Consider the following 15,313-nt stretch of genomic DNA (forward strand, 5'->3'; position numbering starts at 1 on the left):
GCGCCGTGCTCCGGTCGCACGACCTGCCGCCTGCGACCGTTCGAGTCGCACGACATGCCGCGTCGGCCGGAGTTGAGCGGCAAGCCGTGCGACCAGAACGGGCGGCGACGGCCGGGGCCGGCGCGTCAGGCGGCGGGGGACTGCGGGGTGGGGGTGTAGTCGCGGGGGAGCAGGGGGAGCCAGACGCGGAAGGTCGCGCCGCCGCCCTCGGTGTCGAACACCTCGACGGAGCCGTTGTGCGCGTGCACGATGCCCGACACGATCGCGAGGCCGAGGCCCGAGCCGCCGGTGTCCCGCGCGCGCGAGGTGTCCGCCCGCCAGAAGCGCTGGAAGATCTTCTCGCGCAGCTGCGGCGGGATGCCCTCGCCGTGGTCGATCACGTCGATGTGGGCCATGCCGAGGTCGTCGTCCACGCCGATGCCGATCTCGATCGGGTCGTCGTGCGCGGTGAAGCGCATGGCGTTCCCCATCAGGTTCGTCACGACCTGGCGGATCTTGTTCTCCTCCGCCAGGACGATCGGCGGACGGGCCGGCAGCACGACGGTCGGCAGGGGTGTGGTCTCGTCGGTCGGTACGCCGCCCTCGACGCCCATGGCCCGGTTGCGGCGGGCACGGAGGCGCGCGATCGTCTGCCGCGAGAACGCGATCGGGCCGGTCGAGTTCGCCGACGGCGGGGAGACGGGCGTCTCGCCGGTGTCGACGTGCCCGAACGCACCCGGGCGGACGGCCTGCGGCACGCTGACGCCCGTCACGGCGTCCTCGACGAGGACCTGGATCTCGCGGTCGGGGTTCGACGCCATGGTGTCGAGTGCCGAGTCGCGCGCGATGGCGACGAGGTCGACCGGGCCGAGCTCGAGCGGCTTCGACTCGTCGATGCGGGCGAGCTGGAGCAGGTCCTGCACGAGCAGGCCCATCCGCTGCGCTTCCTTCTCGATGCGGTCCATCGCCTGGGCGACGTCCTCCTCCTTGCGGAGCGCCCCCATCCGGTAGAGCTCGGCGTAGCCGCGGAGCGACACCAGCGGCGTGCGGAGCTCGTGGGAGGCGTCACCGACGAAGCGGCGCATCTGGTCGATCGTCCGCTCGCGGTCCTCGAACGCCGAGTCGATCCGCTCGAGCATCGCGTTGAGCGAGCGGTTGAGGCGACCGACCTCGGTGTTCGGGGTGTCGGCCTCGAGCCGCTGGTTGAAGTCACCGGCGGCGAACCGGGCCGCGGTGTCCTCAACGTCGCGCAGCGGGTCGAACGTGGCCGTCACGAGGAGCCGTGTCAGCATCGCGCCGAGCAGGATCACCGAGATGCCGAAGCCCAGGAAGATGATCGTGAAGCGGCCGATGGTCTTGTCGGTGTCGGCGCTCGACACGGCGACGAGCACGTACCCGGTCTCCGAGGTACCGCTCGACTGGTTCTGCAGCGACGCCGGGATGATCTGCGCGCGCCACTCGTGGTCGTGCTGGCTGTCGTACAGCGAGAACCGCTGCGAGCTCTGCGCCGCGGCGGAGAAGTCGAGCGAGCGGATGTCCGGTCGGCTCGAGGCGCGGGTCTGGCAGATCTTGTCGCCGCGGGAGTCGTAGGCCGCGACGTAGGCGCTCGGCGACAGGACGATCGACAGCGTGCAGTACTGCTGGCCGTCGCTGATGTTCTGGCCCTCGAGCTGCTCGGACGTCTGCTTGACCGTGTTGTCGAGCTGCTGCATGAGGTACGTCGAGAGCACCGTCATGGTGCCGAGCCCGGCGACGAGCAGCCCGAGCGCGACGAGCAGCACCGTGATGCCGGTGATCTTGGTGCGGAGGGAGATCCCGTCCCACCAGTGGCTCATTCGCGTGTGCATGCTGCCCCAACGATAAGCGGCGACCGCCCGGTGAAACCGGACGGTCGCCGTGTGCCCGGCGTCAGGACGCCTTGGACGCCTTCAGCATGTAGCCGAACCCGCGCTTCGTCTGGATGATCGGCTCGGTCGAGTACTGGTCGAGCTTGCGGCGGAGGTACGAGATGTACGACTCGACGATGCCCGCGTCGCCGTTGAAGTCGTACTCCCACACGTGGTCGAGGATCTGCGCCTTCGACAGCACGCGGTTCGGGTTGAGCATCAGGTAGCGCAGGAGCTTGAACTCGGTCGGGGACAGCTCGATCTGCGCGTCGCCGATCGTGACCTCGTGCGTGTCCTGGTCCATCGTGAGCTCGCCGGCGCGGATGATCGCGTCCTCTTCGTCGTTCATGGTGCGACGGAGGATCGCCTTGATGCGCGCGACGATCTCGTCGAGCGAGAACGGCTTGGTGACGTAGTCGTCGCCGCCGACGGTGAGCCCGGTGATCTTGTCCTCGGTGTCGTCCTTCGCGGTGAGGAAGAGGATCGGCGACGTGTACCCGGACGAGCGGAGGCGCTTGGTGACGCCGAAGCCGTTCATGTCCGGGAGCATCACGTCGAGGATGATCAGGTCGGGCTCCTCCTCGAGCACGGCGGAGATCGCCTGGGCCCCGTTGCCGACCGCACGGACGGCGAACCCGGCGAAGCGCAACGAGGTCGTGAGGAGGTCGCGGATGTTCGGCTCGTCGTCGACGATCAGGATCTTGGGGCCATCGGTCATGGACCCATCCTCTGACCGTTCCCTAGAGGTTTCCTGGGAGCGGGTCGTGTGGTGGCTACGCGGCCGCCAGCACCTGGTCGGCGTCGAGGATCGTGTACGCGTACCCCTGCTCGGCGAGGAAGCGCTGCCGGTTCTGCGCGAAGTCCTGGTCGACCGTGTCCCGCGTCACGAGCGTGTAGAACGACGCCGGCAGGCCGTCCTTGTTCGGGCGGAGCAACCGGCCGAGACGCTGCGCTTCCTCCTGTCGGGAGCCGAACGACCCGGACACCTGGATGGCCACGGTCGCGTCGGGGAGGTCCACCGAGAAGTTCGCGACCTTCGACACCACGAGCACGTCGATCGAGCCCTCGCGGAACGCCTGGAACAGCCGCTCTCGCTCGTCGACCGGTGTCGACCCGGTGATCTCGGCGGCGTCGAGTGACGCGGCGAGGTCGTCGAGCTGGTCGATGTACTGCCCGATCACCAGGATCTGCTCGCCGTGGTGCTTCTCGATGAGCTCGCGCACCACCGGGGTCTTCGCCGGCGAGGTCGCCGCCATGCGGTAGCGCTCGTCGTCACCCGACGCCGCGTACTCCAGGCGGTCCTGGTGGGGGAGGTCGATCCGCACCTCGTAGCAGGCCGCCGGGGAGATGTAGCCCTGCGCCTCGATCTCCTTCCACGGGGCGTCGTAGCGCTTCGGCCCGATGAGCGAGAACACGTCGCTCTCGCGGCCGTCTTCGCGCACCAGGGTGGCCGTGAGCCCGAGCCGCCGCCGTGCCTGCAGGTCGGCGGTGAGCTTGAACACCGGCGCGGGGAGCAGGTGGACCTCGTCGTAGACGATCAGGCCCCAGTCGAGGGCGTCGAGGAGCGACAGGTGCGTGTACTCGCCCTTCCGCCGAGCGGTCAGGATCTGGTACGTCGCGATCGTGACGGGACGGATCTCCTTCGTGGTGCCGGAGTACTCGCCGATGTCCTCGGGGGACAGGGTCGTCCGGCGCAGGAGCTCGTCACGCCACTGCCGGGCGGACACGGTGTTCGTCACGAGGATGAGCGTCGTCGCCTTGACGGTCGCCATCGCCCCGGCGCCGACGAGCGTCTTGCCGGCACCGCACGGCAGCACGACCACGCCGGAGCCCTGCGCGAAGAAGGTGTCGACGGCCTGCTCCTGGTACGGCCGCATGTGCCAGGACGCCGTGTCGAGGTCGATCGGGTGCGGCTGCCCCGGCGTGTAGCCCGCGAGGTCCTCCGCCGGCCACCCGAGCTTGACGAGCTCCTGCTTGACCTGCCCGCGTGCCCAGGGCTGCAGCTCGATCTCCGAGGGGGAGCGCTGGTCGCCGAGCAGGGGCTTGATGCGCTTCGACCGGGTGACCTCGGCCAGGACCGACGGGTCCTCGGCGGTGAGGAGCAGGAGCGGCTGGCGCTCGAGCTCCTCGCTCGGGGAGTTCGCGATCGCCGGGGCGTCCTCGCGCTCCTCGCGCCGGATGACGAGCCGCCCGTACCGCGAGACGGTGTCGCGGATGTCGACCGTGACGCTCTGCGGGACCGGGAACTTCGCGAACCGCTCGAGCGTGCCGATCATCGACTCGGCGTCGTGCCCGGCCGCGCGGGCGTTCCAGAGCCCGAGGCGCGTGATCCGGTAGGTGTGCACGTGCTCCGGGGCGCGTTCGAGCTCGGCGAAGGCCGCGAGCTCGTGCCGGGCGTCCTCGGCCTGGGGGTGGGCGACCTCGAGGAGCACGGTGCGGTCACTCTGCACGATCAGCGGTCCGTTCATGACGGATCAGCCTAGGCGGCGCGGCTGCGAGCCGCCGCCCCCGTTGCGCAACGGTGGAGAACCGGCTCGCGGGGCACGGCTGTGCAGGGACGCGCGGCTCAGGCCTCGCTCTCGACCGCGACGACGAGCGACAGCGGCAGCGTCCGCTCCACGTCGACCGCGGTGTCACGGCCGCGGACCCGTCCGGCGGCGACCGACGTCGGCACGATCGAGATCGGTCGCTCCGACCCGTCCGGCATGCGGACGGTCAGCCGGATCGGCGTCTTCCCGCGCACCGCCAGGTCGATCTGCCGCCCGAGCCACTCCTGCTCCGGCTCCGCGTCGCCGCGCTCCGTCGTCAGGCGCAGGCGTTCCACGAGCGCATGGGCGGCCTGTTCCGGCGTCCGACCGGCGCCACCACGCCGACGGCCGGGAGGCGCGTCCGAGGCCACGGGACGGGCGGCGGCCGTCAGCACGGCCGGGTACCGCTGCTCCTCGAGCGCCGCGTGGACCACGTGCGGCGGGTGCGGGGCGGTGAGCGTCGTCAGGTCGGCGCGTTCCCAGGTGAGCTGGCGCAGCTCGGCGTCGACCCCGACCAGGTCGAGCTGGTCCGGCGTCCCGTGCACGACCGCCCCGCGACCGTCCGGCGCGACGTCGACCACGAGGCCGCCGTCCCGCGACGCCACCTGGTCGACGAGGTAGGTGAGGGGCTGCGGCACGTCGGTCGCCGAGAGTCGGTCCAGCAGCGCGAGCAGGTCCTCACGCGTGCTGCCGGCCCGGACCGCCCGCCGCACGGAGTCCTCGGAGACGCGGTACCGGGCGGCCAACCCCGGTGCCTCGAGGTCGGCGACGCTCCGGAGTGCGTCGTCGTCGGCGGGAGTGAGCGGCCCCGGGGCGATGACCGTCAGGTCGTGCTGCAGGTAGACGCCGTCGACGGTCGGCGGCAGGTCGTCGGCTGCGGCGTCGGCATCGCCGTCGAGGACCGCTCGGCCCGTCGCCGTCACCGTGCCGTCGACCGCGAGCCCGAGGACCTCGGCGGTGCCGGCGACGTCGAGCAGGACGGCGTCGAGCCACCGGGCGCCCGCCGGGAAGGCCCAGTGTCCGACGGCGACCAGGTCGTGCAGGTCGTCGTCGGCCGCCCGGAGCACGTCGTGCACGGCCGGGTCGAGCGAGCGCCACCACCGCCCGGCCAGGTCCACCCAGCGGTCCGGCCAGGCCGCGACGAGCCAGGTGCACCCCTCGGACGACACGGCCCAGCGCCCCTCGCCGGGGTGCGCGAGGCCGGTGCGGTCCAGCAGCGTGAGCCGGTCCGGCACGACGTCCGGGTCGGTGCCGACGCGCTCGCCGAGGGTCCGGGCGAGCGGCGTGCCGATGCCGCCCTTGACGAGTTCGCGGACCTCGCCGCCGTCGACCGCGCGGAGCAGCTCGGCGAGCACCGTCATCGTCGTGAACGCACGCTCCGCGCCGGTCGCGCGGGCGCGCTCCTGGTCGGCCACCTGCTCGTCGGGCGCGGCGGGGCGGACCGGTGCCGTGCCTCCCGGTCGGAGGTCGGCGACCTCGGCGTGGGCGGCCAGTCGTCCGGCGACGGCGTCGTCCACCGCGCCCGCCTCGTCGGCGAGGCCCAGCGCGACCGCCGGGGCGAGCGCGTCGGCGTCGGCCGACCCGTCGCGGAGGGCGAGGAGGGTCGCCCGGGGCAGGTGCTCGAGCGCGGCGTCGACGGCGTCGTCGGTGCGCAGCGCCTCGGCGAGGTCGAAGAAGTCGGCCGCGTGCTGCGGGCCGGACTCGGCGAGGACGGCCGCGGGCAGACGGCGGGCGACCACGAGCCGTTCCAGCTCGTCGTCGGACATCCCCCGCAGCCGAGCGGCGAGGTCGGCGGTGGTCGTCATCGTCCGCCGCTCCGGTCCGCGCGGGTCCTCAGCGGTCCGACCGGTTCTCGCGGGCGCGCTTGGTCCAGGTCAGTCCGAGCAGGACGAGGACCAGCACCATGCCGATGGGCAGACCGATGAGCGGGACCGCCATGATCACCGGCCAGGGCATCGATCCGTTGGCGCTCGGGACGGTCAGCCACATCACGACCATCGCGATGATGCAGAGGAGACCGGCGATGAAGATGCCGCCGATCATGAACCCGAGGACGCGTTCGGTACGATTGAACGTCACCGGGGTGTCCGCGGGTTCGCGCGTGTTCCCGGTGGATCGGGTCGGCTTGGCCATCGGCCCAGGATATCCGACGCACCACGGCCGTTCCACGACCACGAGGAGTCCACGCATGCCCACCGGCAAGGTCAAGTTCTACGACGACCAGAAGGGGTTCGGGTTCATCACCGGCGACGACGGTGAGCCGGTCTTCCTGCACGCGTCCTCGCTGCCGGACGGCGTCACCTCGGTCAAGGCCGGCACCCGCCTCGAGTACGGCGTCGTGCAGGGCAAGAAGGGCTCGCAGGCGCTGTCCGTGCGGCTGCTCGAGCCGGCGCCCTCGCTCGCGAAGATGTCCCGCCGCTCTGCCGACGACATGGCGGTGATCGTCGAGGACCTGGTGAAGGAGCTCGACCGGGTCAGCGGCGACCTGCGCCACGGGCGCTACCCGAAGAACGGCGAACGCCTCGCCGCGATCCTGCGCCACGTCGCAGACCAGTTGGACGCCTGATGGTCGACCACACGGAGCTCGCGCGGAAGGCGCTGCTCGAGGTCACGCCGGAGTCGACGGTCGGCCAGCCGGTCGGCACCGTGGGCGAGGGCGACGGCGTCGTCTCGGTCCTGTTCTCGAACCGGATGCCCGGCTACCCCGGGTGGCGCTGGACGGTCTCGATCGCGCAGGTCGAGGGCGACGAGCCCACCGTGCTCGAGGTCGAGCTGATGCCGGGCGACGGCTCGCTGGTCGCTCCGGACTGGGTGCCGTGGGCGGACCGGATGGCGGAGTACCGCGCCGGCCAGGCGGACGAGGACGACGACGAGGCGGACGACGAGGACGACGAGGACGACGACGAGTCGGACGAGGACGACGACCTCGACGACGCCGAGGAGTCCGACTACGACGACCCGGACGACGACGAGGCAGACGACGACGCCTCGGACGACGACGACGACGAGTTCGAGGACGACGAGGACGACCTCGCGGAGTCGGACGACGACGAGCTCGACGGCGTCGACGTCGACGCGGCGGACGACGACTCCGATGACGACGCGGCGGACGACGTCGCCGAGGACCCCGCTCCGGTGCGCTCCCGTGGCTCGCGTCGTCGGGCGTCCCGCGTCCGGCCGACCGATCCCGACCAGGACCTCGAGCTCGACCGGCTCGACCCGTCCGAGACGGACCCGGAGCGCCACGGCGCCTGACGCGCCACGGACGGACGGGAGGCGCGGGGGCCGCGGGGCCCCCCCCCCCCCCGCGGGGGGGGGGGCGCCCCCCCCCCCCCCCGCGCCCCCCCCCCCGGCCCCCCCCCCCCCCCGCCGCGCCCCCCCGGCCGGGGGGGGGGCGGGGGGGGGGCGGGGCCGGGGGGGCGGGGGGGGGGGGGGCGCCCGGGGGGGGGCGGCCCCCCCCCCCCCCCCCCGGCGGGGCGGCGGGGGGCCCGCGGCCACCGCGCCTCCCGTCCGTCCGTGCTGGCGCCTCAGTCGCGCAGCTCGCCGATGACGAAGTCGATCGCCCGCACGAGCTTCGCCACGTCGTCCGGGTCGATCGCGGTGAACGTGGCGACACGGAGCTGGTTGCGGCCGAGCTTCCGGTACGGCTCGGTGTCGACGATGCCGTTCGCGCGGAGCGTCGCGGCGACGGCCTTCGCGTCGATCGACTCGTCGAGGTCGATCGTCGCCACGACCTGCGACCGGTGGGCGGGGTCGGTGACGAACGGGGTGGCGTGGTCGGATGCCTCGGCCCAGTCGTAGATCGTCGACGACGACGTCTTCGTGCGGGTGTCGGCCCACGCCAGACCACCGGACTGGTTGATCCAGTCGACCTGGTCGTCGAGCAGCAGCAGGGTCGCGAGCGCCGGTGTGTTCAGCGTCTGGTCGAGCCGCGAGTTGTCGACGGCGTTCTGCAGGGAGAGGAACTCCGGGATGTAGCGGTCCGAGGCGGCGATGCGCTCGACGCGCTCGATCGCGGCGGGGGAGAACAGGGCGAGCCACAGCCCTCCGTCCGAGGCGAAGTTCTTCTGGGGCGCGAAGTAGTAGACGTCGGTCGCGGCGACGTCGAACGCGGCACCACCGGCGGCGCTCGTGGCGTCGACGACGGTCAGCGCGCCGTCGTCACCCGCAGCGCGGACGACGGGCGCCATGACGCCGGTCGAGGTCTCGTTGTGCGGGTAGGCGTAGACGTCGACGCCCTCGACGGGCTCGAGCGCGGCGAGCGAGCCGCCGGGTGCCTCGACGACGTGCGGGGTCTCGAGCCACGGGGTGTCCGTGGCCTTGGCGAACTTCGAGCCGAACTCGCCGAAGGACAGGTTCTCGGCACGACGTTCGACCAGCCCGAAGGCGGCGGCGTCCCAGAACGCGGTCGAGCCGCCGTTGCCGAGGACGACCTCGTAGCCATCCGGGAGCTGGAAGAGGTCGGCGAGGCCGCGGCGGACGCTGCCGACGAGGTCCTTCACGGGCTTCTGGCGGTGGGACGTCCCGAGGATCGTCGCCCCGCGGGTCACGAGTGACTCGAGCTGCGCGCCGCGGATCTTGGACGGGCCGCAGCCGAAGCGTCCGTCGGTCGGGAGGAGTTCGGCGGGGATGACGATGTCTGCCATGCGCCGATCCTAGCGAGCGGTATCCCACCGTCACCGACCCTGGACCGGCCGGACGGGGCGGACCCGACCCGCGCCTCCAGGCCGTGGAGCGCGCTCGTCGGTGCGGTCTTGTCGCACTGCTCAAGTAGGGTGGATCGGGCTGGGCCCAGACATGAGAGGCGGACCGTGACCGATCTCGTCGACACCACGGAGATGTACCTGCGGACGATCCTCGACCTCGAGGAAGAGGGGATCGTGCCGCTGCGCGCGCGCATCTCCGAGCGTCTCGGACACTCCGGTCCCACCGTCTCCCAGACGATCGCGCGGATGGAGCGCGACGGTCTGGTCGTCGTCTCCGGTGACCGCCACCTCGAGCTCACGGGTGAGGGGCGCTCGCGGGCGACGCACGTGATGCGCAAGCACCGGCTGGCCGAGCGGCTCCTCGCCGACGTGATCGGACTCGACTGGGCCTTCGTGCACGACGAGGCCTGCCGCTGGGAGCACGTGATGAGCGAGCAGGTCGAGGTCCGACTCCTCGAGATGCTCGGCAACCCCACGGAGTCGCCCTACGGCAACCCGATCCCCGGGCTCGCCGAGATCGGTGGACCGACGGCGGGACAGTTCCTCGACGGTGTGCAGAACATCGTCGCGGCGACCGACGGCACGGACGCCGTCGCGGTCGGCGTCGTGCGTCGCCTGGGTGAACCGGTGCAGTTCGAGCCCGAGCTGCTGCACCAGCTGCGCACCGCCGGCGTCATGCCCGGCCGTGTCGCCCGGGTGCAGCGCGCCGGTGCGTACGTCGCGGTCCGGGTGGACGGCGAGGACGCCGGCATCGAGCTGCCGACCGAGGTCGCGCAGCACGTCTACATCGAGCGGGACTGACCGTCGGGGCGCCGTCCGAGCCTGAGAATCGGCACAAGGTCACGAGGGTCGATCGCCGCTGATCAGGGGTTCGTGATCGTTCCGTTACCGAACCGTCGTTTCATCTCGACAAGGTAACGGCCCCCACGTACACTCGTCGAGTCCCCGGGCCGCCCACGAGGCCCAGGACCCGTGGCAGGACGTCTCGAACCCGTCTCCTGCCTCGATCGGAAACGATGACGAACGGATGGGGTCCGCCCCTCCGCCCTGACCCAGGCGGAGACGGTGACGAGACGCCGGAGACACCACCCTTGACGCAGACCGGTTCCGCCGCGGACGACCAGACGCCCGCCAACCCGACGAACACCGCGAACGACGCCCCGCTCACCCGGCGGGCCGCGCGCCAGACCGAAGCCCCCGCCCGTCGCATCACCCCCGTCCGCGACGCCCCGCTCCCCGGCGGCCGTCGCGCTGCGCAGGCCGCCCGCGCCGCCGAGACCGCCAAGGCGAGCAGCTCGGCCCGCAAGCGCCGGTTCCTCGCCCCCGTCGTGCTGACGGTCGCCGCCGGCATGTTCGGCACCGTGGCCGTCGCCCCGGCCTTCGCCGCGACGCAGCAGACCGGTTCGACCGCCGCCGACGCGCAGCGCCAGGTCCGCACGACCCAGGCACAGCAGTTCTCGGTGTCCGACGCCGTGGCCCTCGCCGGGACGTCGCGTGACGGCTACGGCGCGACCGCGCAGTCCACCCTCGACGCCGAGGCCGCGCAGAAGGCCGCCGCCGAGCAGGCCGCGGCTGCGCAGGCCCAGGCCGCAGCGACCCAGGCGGCGCGCGCGCAGACCGCGAAGCAGTACTCGTCGTACAGCGGCCCGTCCGCGAACGAGATCGCCACCACGGCGGCCGCCGCGAACACTCCGTTCTCGCTGCCGGCCGTCGTCGCCACCGCGAAGCAGTACATCGGCACCCCGTACGTCTTCGGCGGCGCGGACCCGTCCGGCTTCGACTGCTCGGGCTACATCATGTACGTCTACGCGCAGTACGGCATCAGCCTGCCGCACTCGGTCCCGCTGCAGGACGCCGCGGGCACCACGATCCCCGAGTCCCAGGCGCAGCCGGGCGACGTCGTCATCTTCAACGACGGTTCGCACGACGGCTTCTACATGGGCAACGGCATGATCATGGACGCGCCGAAGCCCGGTGGCTCCGTCTCGATCCGCCCGATCTGGACGAGCAGCTACCACATCGTGCGCTTCGGCATCTGACTCGAGCACCCGCACGACGGTGACGACCCTGGTGTCGTTCCCGTGAACACTCCCGGAAACCGGTCCGCACACCCTCGTGTCGGGCCGGTTTCCGACGTACCCTGGTGCTGCACCGGTCCGATCCGGCCCGAACACGGGAGACCTCATGTCAGCGTTCCGCACGACCCGCACCACGGGTCGGCGCGCGCTCGTGGACATACGGTCGACCGCCCCCTGCGTGCACCATCACGCCCCTGTCTGACGAGAGCACTGCCCATCCGGGTGGTGCTCTTCGTGGTTCAGGGCGTGGTCACAGGTCGCGGTCCCCTGTCGACGTCGATCGACCCGACGCACCCGCAGCGCCTGGAAGCCGTCCAGGCACCGTCGGAAGGGAACCCATGCGCACTCTCGTCCTCAACGCCGGTTACGAGCCCCTCGCGGTGATCTCGGACCGACGGGCCCTCGTGCTGGTCATGAACCAGAAGGCCGCCGTCATCGCCGCCGACCTCGACCACCCGGTCTCGGGGTCCTCCGCGAGCTTCGATCGTCCGTCCGTCATCATCCTGACCCGCTACGTGCGGATCCCGCACGCGAGACTCGTGCCGGTCTCGCGCCGCGGGGTGCTGCGGCGTGACGCCAACCGCTGTGCCTACTGCGACCGGCACGCCACCACGATCGACCACGTGCAGCCCCGGTCGCGCGGCGGCCAGGACTCGTGGGAGAACCTCGTCGCCTGCTGCCTGGCCTGCAACAACACGAAGGGCGACCGCACCCCGCAGGAGATGGGGTGGCGGCTGCGCTTCCGGCCGAAGGCGCCGCACGGTGCGTCCTGGGTGGTGCGGGGGATCGAGCGCCCGCAGTCGGAGTGGGACGAGTACCTGGTGGCCGCGTAGCGCCGGCCCGGCGTCGCGACGGACGGGAGGCGCGTGGCGGGGCCGCCCCGTGCCTCCCGTCCGTCGCGTGGTCGCGCTGGCGTGCGCACGGTTGCTTGCATGGACCGTCCCACGCGTGGGAGACCGATCCGCTCGTGGGGTGACGTTCCTCCGAGCCTCCGATGCGCGGAACGTCCTCCCATCGCGCGAGTGATGGGAAGGAACGGGCAGGCGTAGCGTGCGAGCCATGAGCGAGACGCCCGTGATCGACGACGCCACGATCGAGGACCTCCGTGCCCGACTCCGCGCGACCCGCTGGCCGGACGCACCCGCCGGCACCGGGTGGTCGCTCGGCGTCGACGTGGACGAGCTCCGGCCGCTGGTCGAGTACTGGGCCGACGGGTTCGACTTCGACGGGCACCGGGAGCAGCTCGCCGCGCTGCCGTCCGAGTGGCACGTCGTCGACGGCGTCCGGGTGCACGTGCTCCACGCGCGATCCGGCCGTCCCGACGCCCTCCCGCTGCTGCTCGCCCACGGGTGGCCGGACTCCGGGTGGCGGTTCCGCAAGGTCCTGCCGATGCTCGTCGAGGCCGGGTTCGACGTCGTCGTGCCGGACATGCCCGGGTACGGGTTCTCGGACGCACCACCGCGCGTGCTCGACGCCCGCGAGGTGGCCGGCATGTGGGCGACGTTGATGACGGAGCTCGGGTACGACCGGTTCGCGGCGTCCGGCGGGGACATCGGGACGCACGTCGTCCGGTACCTCGCACTCGACCACCCCGACCGTGTTGTCGCCGTGCACCGGATCGACGGCGGGCTGGCGTGGCCCGGGATCGACACCACGGAGCTGTCCCCGGCGGAGCGGGCCTTCGTGCAGGAGACCGAGCGGTGGCGGACCGCCGAGGGCGCCTACGCGATGATGCACCGCACGAAGCCGCAGACCGCCGCCGTCGGGCTGACCGACTCACCCGCGGGTCTCGCTGCGTGGATCGTCGAGAAGCTCCGGTCGTGGAGTGACTGCGGCGGCGACCTGTGGTCGGTGTACACGCAGGACGAGGTCCTGGCGCTGCTGACCGAGTACTGGGCGACGGCGACGATCGGGTCCTCCATGCGGATGTACCACGCGAACGCGGCGATCCCCGCTGCGCAACTGCGCCGACGGGTGGAGGTGCCGTCGGGGTTCTCGGTGTTCCCGGGCGACATCGTGCGGGCTCCGCGGGAGTGGCTCGAGCGCACGACGAACCTCGTGCACCACCACGAACTCGACCGGGGCGGGCACTTCGCGCCGTTCGAGCAGCCGGAGCTGTTCGTGGACGAGGTCTGCGTGTTCCTGGAGCCGTACCGCCGCTAGAGTGGACGGGCCAGCCTCTGTAGCTCAATGGAAGAGCAGTTCCGTCCTAAGGAAACGGTTGGGGGTTCGAGTCCCTCCAGGGGCACCACGTCGTCCGGGGGCACCGCGTCGAGCGCGGGTTCGCGTCCCTGCGGTGCTCGTCCAGGGGCACCGATCGTTGCACCAGCCGTCGTCTGGGCCGGAACGGGTTCTCCACAACCGTCGCCCTGGACGGTAGCCCGGGCCCAGCGCCCCGTACGATTGACCCGTGTCCAAGGTCCTGAGCAGTCTCCCCGTCGGCGAACGAGTCGGCATCGCGTTCTCCGGAGGTCTCGACACCTCCTGCGCGGTCGCCTGGATGCGCGAGAAGGGAGCGGTGCCCTGCACGTACACGGCCGACATCGGCCAGTACGACGAGCCGGACATCGACGCCGTCCCGGGTCGCGCGAAGGAGTACGGCGCCGAGATCGCCCGCATAGTCGACGCGAAGAGCGCCCTGGTCGAAGAAGGCCTCGTCGCCCTGCAGACCGGTGCCTTCCACATCCGCTCCGGCGGCAAGACCTACTTCAACACGACGCCGCTCGGCCGCGCGGTGACGGGCACGATGCTCGTCCGCGCCATGAAGGAGGACGGCGTCGACATCTGGGGCGACGGCTCCACCTACAAGGGCAACGACATCGAGCGGTTCTACCGCTACGGCCTGATGGCCAACCCGCGGCTGCGCGTCTACAAGCCGTGGCTCGACACCGAGTTCGTCGAGGAGCTCGGCGGTCGCAAGGAGATGAGCGAGTGGCTCGTCGCCCGTGGCTTCCCGTACCGCGACTCCACCGAGAAGGCCTACTCGACCGACGCGAACATCTGGGGAGCGACGCACGAGGCGAAGAGCCTCGAGGAGCTCTCGAGCGGTCTGGACATCGTCGAGCCGATCATGGGCGTCGCCGCCTGGCGTGACGACGTCGAGGTCGCCACCGAAGAGGTCTCGGTCCGCTTCGAGGCCGGCCGCCCGGTCGCCATCAACGGCGTCGAGTACGCCGACGCCGTCGCACTCGTGTACGAGGCGAACGCCATCGGTGGTCGCCACGGCCTCGGCGCGAGCGACCAGATCGAGAACCGCATCATCGAGGCCAAGAGTCGCGGTATCTATGAGGCGCCGGGCATGGCCCTGCTGCACATCGCCTACGAGCGTCTGCTCAACGCGATCCACAACGAGGACACCGTCGCGGCGTACCACAACGAGGGTCGTCGTCTCGGACGTCTGATGTACGAGGGCCGGTGGCTCGACCCGCAGTCCCTCATGCTGCGCGAGTCGCTGCAGCGCTGGGTCGCCTCCGCCGTCACCGGTGAGGTCACGCTGCGCCTGCGGCGCGGTGACGACTACACGATCCTGGACACCACGGGTCCGGCGCTGTCGTACCACCCGGACAAGCTCTCGATGGAGCGTGTCGGCGACGCAGCGTTCGGTCCGGACGACCGCATCGGGCAGCTCACGATGCGCAACCTCGACATCGCGGACTCGCGCTCGCGCCTCGAGCAGTACGCAGCGGCCGGGCTGATCGGCGGCGCGACGGGCGAACTCGTCGGCGAGCTGCAGTCGGGCGAGGCCGAGGAGATCCTCGGCGGAGCCGTCGTGTCCAGCGAGGACGAGGCACTCGGCCGCGCGACGGACGCCGCGTCCGAGGGCGCCGCCTTCGACTCCGGTACCGACTGACACGCACCGCACCGACACGAACGGGAGCCCCTGCCACGCGCGGGGGCTCCCGTTCGTCGTCCGTGGCGTGCGTCGGGAGAGGGCGTGTGGCTCTTCCGAGCCGCGTGCACACGCGTGCTTCGACGTTGCGCGCGTCGAACGACGTGCGCGGTGTCGTCCTGTGCGCCTGCATCGGTCGCGGGTGCATCGGCCGACATCGCGCGGGTCGATCGACGGGTGCTTCGGCGCGGGACGTCCCGTGCATCGGGAGTAGGGGTGGGGTCATGCGACATCACCGTCGTCGTGC

General features: G+C 71.8%; 13 protein-coding genes and 1 tRNA gene. 8 read left to right on the plus strand and 6 right to left on the minus strand.

Translation table 11 applies throughout. The features are described 5' to 3' along the window. Window positions 1-125: 125 nt before the first annotated feature. From ACIQFY_RS14860 to ACIQFY_RS14880, 5 genes are all read right to left on the minus strand, one after another. The gene (locus ACIQFY_RS14860; protein ID WP_400340739.1) at window positions 126-1,826 is read right to left on the minus strand and encodes a sensor histidine kinase; all 1,701 of its coding nucleotides are present in this window, start codon (window positions 1,824-1,826) and stop codon (window positions 126-128) included. A gap of 61 nt (window positions 1,827-1,887) precedes the next feature. After that, entirely contained in the window at window positions 1,888-2,583 is a 696-nt protein-coding gene (locus tag ACIQFY_RS14865; protein ID WP_056120555.1) for a response regulator transcription factor, read from the minus strand. A gap of 55 nt (window positions 2,584-2,638) precedes the next feature. Continuing rightward, window positions 2,639-4,333, minus strand: a complete 1,695-nt coding sequence (locus ACIQFY_RS14870; protein ID WP_066656535.1) for a DNA repair helicase XPB — start codon at window positions 4,331-4,333, stop codon at window positions 2,639-2,641. Window positions 4,334-4,431: 98 nt separating this feature from the next. Then, window positions 4,432-6,198 carry a helicase-associated domain-containing protein gene (locus tag ACIQFY_RS14875; RefSeq protein ID WP_400340742.1) on the minus strand — a complete coding sequence of 589 codons (1,767 nt, stop codon included), beginning with the start codon at window positions 6,196-6,198 and terminating at the stop codon, window positions 4,432-4,434. A 28-nt stretch (window positions 6,199-6,226) separates the two neighbouring features. After that, window positions 6,227-6,526, minus strand: coding sequence for a hypothetical protein (locus ACIQFY_RS14880; protein WP_066656531.1), 300 nt, complete (start codon window positions 6,524-6,526; stop codon window positions 6,227-6,229). Window positions 6,527-6,581: 55 nt separating this feature from the next. Between ACIQFY_RS14880 and ACIQFY_RS14885 the strand changes: the two genes are divergently transcribed. Beyond that, the gene (locus ACIQFY_RS14885; RefSeq protein ID WP_066656529.1) at window positions 6,582-6,959 is read left to right on the plus strand and encodes a cold-shock protein; all 378 of its coding nucleotides are present in this window, start codon (window positions 6,582-6,584) and stop codon (window positions 6,957-6,959) included. Beyond that, window positions 6,959-7,648 carry a DUF3027 domain-containing protein gene (locus ACIQFY_RS14890; RefSeq protein ID WP_400340744.1) on the plus strand — a complete coding sequence of 230 codons (690 nt, stop codon included), beginning with the start codon at window positions 6,959-6,961 and terminating at the stop codon, window positions 7,646-7,648. The genes ACIQFY_RS14885 and ACIQFY_RS14890 overlap by 1 nt, the downstream gene beginning before the upstream one ends. A 272-nt stretch (window positions 7,649-7,920) precedes the next feature. Here the strand turns inward: ACIQFY_RS14890 and serC are convergent, their stop codons facing one another. Next, complete coding sequence (serC, locus tag ACIQFY_RS14895) at window positions 7,921-9,039, minus strand: phosphoserine transaminase (RefSeq protein WP_400340746.1); 1,119 nt, start codon at window positions 9,037-9,039, stop codon at window positions 7,921-7,923. A gap of 165 nt (window positions 9,040-9,204) precedes the next feature. Between serC and ACIQFY_RS14900 the strand changes: the two genes are divergently transcribed. The 6 genes from ACIQFY_RS14900 to argG all read left to right on the plus strand — a co-directional run bounded on the left by ACIQFY_RS14900 (window position 9,205) and on the right by argG (window position 15,027). Further along, on the plus strand, window positions 9,205-9,900 hold the full coding sequence (locus ACIQFY_RS14900; protein ID WP_066656523.1) for a metal-dependent transcriptional regulator: 696 nt from the start codon (window positions 9,205-9,207) through the stop codon (window positions 9,898-9,900). A gap of 290 nt (window positions 9,901-10,190) precedes the next feature. Next, on the plus strand, window positions 10,191-11,138 hold the full coding sequence (locus tag ACIQFY_RS14905) for a C40 family peptidase (RefSeq protein ID WP_066656519.1): 948 nt from the start codon (window positions 10,191-10,193) through the stop codon (window positions 11,136-11,138). A 377-nt stretch (window positions 11,139-11,515) separates the two neighbouring features. Further along, the gene (locus ACIQFY_RS14910; protein ID WP_066656516.1) at window positions 11,516-12,010 is read left to right on the plus strand and encodes an HNH endonuclease; all 495 of its coding nucleotides are present in this window, start codon (window positions 11,516-11,518) and stop codon (window positions 12,008-12,010) included. Between the two features lie 226 nt (window positions 12,011-12,236). After that, a complete protein-coding gene (locus ACIQFY_RS14915) occupies window positions 12,237-13,340 on the plus strand; it encodes an epoxide hydrolase family protein (protein ID WP_400340748.1) in 1,104 nt (367 codons plus the stop codon). A gap of 13 nt (window positions 13,341-13,353) precedes the next feature. Then, window positions 13,354-13,428: transfer RNA gene (locus tag ACIQFY_RS14920), tRNA-Arg, on the plus strand. A 159-nt stretch (window positions 13,429-13,587) separates the two neighbouring features. After that, window positions 13,588-15,027, plus strand: coding sequence for an argininosuccinate synthase (argG, locus tag ACIQFY_RS14925; RefSeq protein WP_209685453.1), 1,440 nt, complete (start codon window positions 13,588-13,590; stop codon window positions 15,025-15,027). Window positions 15,028-15,313: the final 286 nt, after the last annotated feature.

This window comes from Curtobacterium sp. NPDC092190, assembly GCF_044755625.1.
In the GTDB taxonomy this organism is placed as follows: Bacteria; Actinomycetota; Actinomycetes; order Actinomycetales; family Microbacteriaceae; genus Curtobacterium.

Bases quoted from the DNA above. Each gene is read 5' to 3' on its own strand.
- ACIQFY_RS14860 (WP_400340739.1), bottom strand. From the start codon at position 1,826: ATGCACACGCGAATGAGCCACTGGTGGGACGGGATCTCCCTCCGCACC.
- ACIQFY_RS14865 (WP_056120555.1), bottom strand. From the start codon at position 2,583: ATGACCGATGGCCCCAAGATCCTGATCGTCGACGACGAGCCGAACATC.
- ACIQFY_RS14870 (WP_066656535.1), bottom strand. From the start codon at position 4,333: ATGAACGGACCGCTGATCGTGCAGAGTGACCGCACCGTGCTCCTCGAG.
- ACIQFY_RS14875 (WP_400340742.1), bottom strand. From the start codon at position 6,198: ATGACGACCACCGCCGACCTCGCCGCTCGGCTGCGGGGGATGTCCGAC.
- ACIQFY_RS14880 (WP_066656531.1), bottom strand. From the start codon at position 6,526: ATGGCCAAGCCGACCCGATCCACCGGGAACACGCGCGAACCCGCGGAC.
- ACIQFY_RS14885 (WP_066656529.1), top strand. From the start codon at position 6,582: ATGCCCACCGGCAAGGTCAAGTTCTACGACGACCAGAAGGGGTTCGGG.
- ACIQFY_RS14890 (WP_400340744.1), top strand. From the start codon at position 6,959: ATGGTCGACCACACGGAGCTCGCGCGGAAGGCGCTGCTCGAGGTCACG.
- serC (WP_400340746.1), bottom strand. From the start codon at position 9,039: ATGGCAGACATCGTCATCCCCGCCGAACTCCTCCCGACCGACGGACGC.
- ACIQFY_RS14910 (WP_066656516.1), top strand. From the start codon at position 11,516: ATGCGCACTCTCGTCCTCAACGCCGGTTACGAGCCCCTCGCGGTGATC.
- ACIQFY_RS14915 (WP_400340748.1), top strand. From the start codon at position 12,237: ATGAGCGAGACGCCCGTGATCGACGACGCCACGATCGAGGACCTCCGT.